This is a genomic window from Microcystis sp. LE19-10.1B, assembly GCF_027530565.1.
GTDB lineage: Bacteria > Cyanobacteriota > Cyanobacteriia > Cyanobacteriales > Microcystaceae > Microcystis > Microcystis aeruginosa.
Genome location: NZ_JAPZQM010000352.1, coordinates 1 through 4,046 on the forward strand (window position 1 = coordinate 1; position 4,046 = coordinate 4,046).

At 39.1% G+C, this 4,046-nt stretch carries 4 protein-coding genes and 1 pseudogene; 1 reads left to right on the top strand and 4 read right to left on the bottom strand.

Annotation, left to right across the window (positions count from 1 at the left end):
• Nucleotides 1-341 precede the first annotated feature (341 nt).
• The 4 genes from O9332_RS12505 to O9332_RS12520 form a co-directional block, all read right to left on the bottom strand.
• A complete protein-coding gene (locus tag O9332_RS12505) occupies nt 342-782 on the bottom strand; it encodes a hypothetical protein (RefSeq protein ID WP_002764328.1) in 441 nt (146 codons plus the stop codon).
• Between the two features lie 321 nt (nt 783-1,103).
• A complete protein-coding gene (locus O9332_RS12510; protein ID WP_288025823.1) occupies nt 1,104-1,871 on the bottom strand; it encodes a biotin/lipoyl-binding protein in 768 nt (255 codons plus the stop codon).
• A 369-nt stretch (nt 1,872-2,240) separates the two neighbouring features.
• A complete protein-coding gene (locus tag O9332_RS12515; protein ID WP_002759371.1) occupies nt 2,241-2,468 on the bottom strand; it encodes a hypothetical protein in 228 nt (75 codons plus the stop codon).
• A 236-nt stretch (nt 2,469-2,704) separates the two neighbouring features.
• On the bottom strand, nt 2,705-3,976 hold the full coding sequence (locus O9332_RS12520; protein ID WP_288025825.1) for a hypothetical protein: 1,272 nt from the start codon (nt 3,974-3,976) through the stop codon (nt 2,705-2,707).
• Here O9332_RS12520 and O9332_RS12525 point away from each other — a divergent pair.
• Nucleotides 3,959-4,046 (top strand): annotated as a pseudogene (locus tag O9332_RS12525) (IS200/IS605 family transposase); the annotation flags it as partial. The gene O9332_RS12520 and the pseudogene O9332_RS12525 overlap by 18 nt on opposite strands.

A 4,046-nucleotide genomic window follows, 5' to 3' on the forward strand; every position in this document is an offset into this window, starting at 1 on the left:
GGCGCGGCGAAGAGTTAAAATAGTCTATAGTTACTTGCGCCATAAAAGCCCTTTTCTTAAAACCTGTCAGCTTTTTTGCCGCATCTTTCAAGCTTGATTTGATTTTTTCAGTCAGTTCAGTTACCATAGTTGAGAGTGGGAGTAACAAGTTGCTTCTCTAGTCTAGATGGTAATTTATTAATACGCAAGTCCCTAATCCACCACTTAAACCACCAAGTCCACCATTGAGAACGTCTTTTCGGATTTTCCATATTAGGTTTAACCGTTTATTCCAGTCGTTGTTTCTTTCAGCTACTTACGATGCCGAAGGCACTGCGTAGCAGATCAATCGCATTTTGTGGTTAACGGTCGTACACCCCTGTAACCCAGCGAAAAGCAGGGGTTATGTAACTCACTAAAGAACGCTCTTCTACCACAGCATGGACATCTGCGGTAGTCCCGTTGGTAATTCTTTGGGGCGCTCCCTTAGCTTGAGTCCAGTAAAAACCACTCGGTGTATTGCGATCGACCTTCAGCGCTAAAGTGGCTTTGATAACACTTGCATTGACGGGTATAGGCTTATCGCGATCGTCTTCATCTCTACCCAGAAACAGCTTGCTGGCGAGTTCATTACTTCCGACTATATTTGCCAGTTCTGCCACAGTTACCGGCTGCTGATCGACGGTAATTACCTTAGCAACGATACCCCCATAGCGTTCGCGATCATAGAGATCGGGAACGACTTCTACTTCCTGGCCTGGTTCTAATCGTTTGGCATCACCGCTCTTAAACAAAGCTACCACATTGGTCTTGGCCTTTAGATTGGAGACTTCTAACGTACCGATGCGCCCCCCCCGGAGCCAGAACTTCCCCCGGATTAACAGATAAGTCTAAAATCTGGCCGTTGTACAGACTCACTACATTTTTGTTGGCTTGAATAGTGGTTTTTAACGTATTAATCTCTCGTTGCTGGTCAGCGATCGCATTGTAACGAAGAATATCACTGGCTGTATCTTGGAGGTCTATTTGCCGTTTTTCTGTGTTTAGTATATTATTCTGTGCCGCCCGTGTTCAACTACTGGCAGGCTTTCATCAACCCCCTTAAGGCGGTCGCAACGCGCTCGCTACGCGAGACCGAGTTCTATTTGGACGCGATTGATACTATTAGAAGCCTCTAGATTATTGAACTGAAATAAATAGGAGGGAAAATCTAGCTTGGCGACAGCCCCCTCTTCGATAAGTTTATCGTAGGCGGCTAGTCTTTGATCCGTTGAGTTCTGGAAATTTTTAAGGTATCGAGCATGGGAGAGATAGGCTTCTCGCTGTTTTTGATTACTGGATAATTGAACTTGAAGTGCTTTAATCTGAAGCTGATTCGCCTTTTGCTGGCGATCTATTGAGGCTGCATTCAATTGGCGACGACTCACTTCAATAGAGTCAACTCTTTTATCCTGCTGCTTGAGAGCTGCTAGTCTATCCTTTTTATCCTTTAATTCTGTTTCTAATTCAGGAAACTCTAAAGGTGCCAGTAATTGCCCTTTTTTGACAGAATCTCCCGGTTGAATCAGGAGGGTTAACACCCGCCCACCTTGACGGGGTTCGATATTAACAATAGAACGAGGAATCAAAATGACCGCTCGTCCTTGAATAGGAGTCGGAATCTTGCCAACTATCGCCCAATAACTCAGTCCTCCGAGCAAAAGACCGACCGGCATTAAGCGCAGGATTATCTCCCCTAATCTTCCTGTTGGCTCCGAATATTTAAACGTTTTTTCCGAATTAATTTTAGGATCAATTCCCGTTTTTATTTGATTATTATCCTGATGTTCTATCCTAGCCTGTGTTGTTTTCTTCGCACCCATATCTGGCTGCTGATGATTCTGATCAGACATAGATTCGGCTTGATTCTTTGCCATTGTACTGAAATGAGTAAAAATCACTTAATTTGTAACATTATAAGCATTCAGAGGATATTACTTTAGACCAGGAAAATCCTCTCAAAAAACCGCTCAAGCTATTTTTGAGATATGATAACTAGGCTACCTCGAAAGATTTACCGAAGGCTCAAACCTTTAAAATTTCCTGTAAGAAACCTAATAAAGTAGTACACTTGATGTGACCTAAAACAACCTAATAGGCAGCAAGTGTTTGAGTCCAACACTCCGACTAGAGAGATAATCTATCGAACGAGTTTACACCATTCCAGCTTCTAACTCACATAAGGCGTATAGTCTCATTGTGACCGTTCAGGGGGGGGGATGTCAAGCCGCCAGTGGCATTGACTCCGTGGAAGAACTCTCCTGGGGTAGCAGAGAAGGAGAAGAACTGCCTTTGCTAACTAACGTCAGCATCCGCGCCACAAAAACACTACCCGCCTCACTTTGAGAACCAAAGCTAGTGCGCCGCCACAGCACCGTTGCTCTAGCTGTTCTATCTTCAAACCTAACTGCACTACTAGCTGTCTGACGTTGGCGGTCGTTCTTTCCCAATCCCCTGCACCAATTCCTGGTATCAACCGTTGGTGCTTCTCATCCATGCCCCTTAGATTACCAGATTTCGTCCCCCCCTGAACGGTTACCAACATTTTAAAGGCGGTTTTTGGGGCAATTCCATGTGTACTATCATGCTAAAAACCTGAAGTCTTGTGAAATAGAATCGTTAATCCCGTTAAATTTTAGCCCGTATTATGTTAACTAAAACCTGAAACCTTTGCTACAGCGCAAATTTAGAAGTGCTGACTTAATAACTTTTCTCTATTTTTTAAATAAGGAATTTTGTCATTTTCTTTAGGAAAGTTATTACGAACAAACTTAACTAAAAAAATGCAAGATATAACTGATAAAATTGAGTATAGGACTAAAAAAGGTTCATTTATTTTCCTATAGTCAAGAATTGAAATATAGGGAAAGTTGAATTTTTGATCATAAAAAATAAACCATAACATATTAGATATTAGGGTTGTAATTGCCTCAAACACAAATATATCTAATAAATTGGCAGTTTTAAAAAATAAAATGGATAAGATCAATATGTAAAACAAACTAACTAGGAAATTGGGCTCAAACGTAGGAAGCAACAATATAAAAAATATAAGAAGTATCACTAAAATAGCTTTTTTATTTCCCAGTTTAAGAGATATTTTTTGTAATAAAATTCCTTGAAATAAAAAAATAAGCAATGGAGACGCTATTAAAATGCCAATTAAAAAATAAAGTAAAAACATTCCAAAATCTTGAGGATTATATTGATTAATTATTTTTTCCATATGGTCAGGCAATATTAAAGAAAAACTATAATAAATTAACCTACCCAATGAGATCGAAAAAGTAGTGTAGATAATCGCTATTTCAGTAATTATTCGCCAAGAGATTTTCAGATTAGGAATAAAATCTTTGAGTTTAAAATCTGCTATTTTTAAATCTCTTATAACTAACAATAACCACAGAAAGATGTAGAATGCGGAGAAAATTGTTCTTTGTCCACTTGTTTCGTTGAAAAATCCCGTATAGTCCCAATTATTAAGTTTAAAAAGTGGCATTGCACAGATCACCATTGTGTATAGTAAACCTATGCTGTAGAATAAAAAAATTTCTACAAGGTTAATTTTTTCAAAAGGAGTAGTCGTTGACTGTTCTTCAGATAAATCTTCTGAGGATATAACGGTATTTTTAGGAGTAATTGCCGATAAAAGAAATAAGCCAACAAAACTAAGTAATCCTACTATCCCCCAACTAGGTGAGTATCCTTTACTTTGAATGTAACGAGAACAACCCTTAACAAAAGGAAAATATCCATATATTAATAATCCTAATACAATAAATGCTAACACGCCTAATAAGGGTGATTTATCAGGAATAATCTTAGCCTTTGAAAGTACCACAATAGTTATCAAGGGAAGCCATTGAATACTTAATCCCTTCATAATTAATTTAATCTCTTCGGGTCTAATTCCCCGCCGCTCGCGGCGTACAATAGAAAAATGAGTGAATACATCCATAAGAGCCATAATGTAAGTGTTTTGCTATATCATTTAGTGTTCCCAGCCAAATATCGTAAAGCCGTTTTCG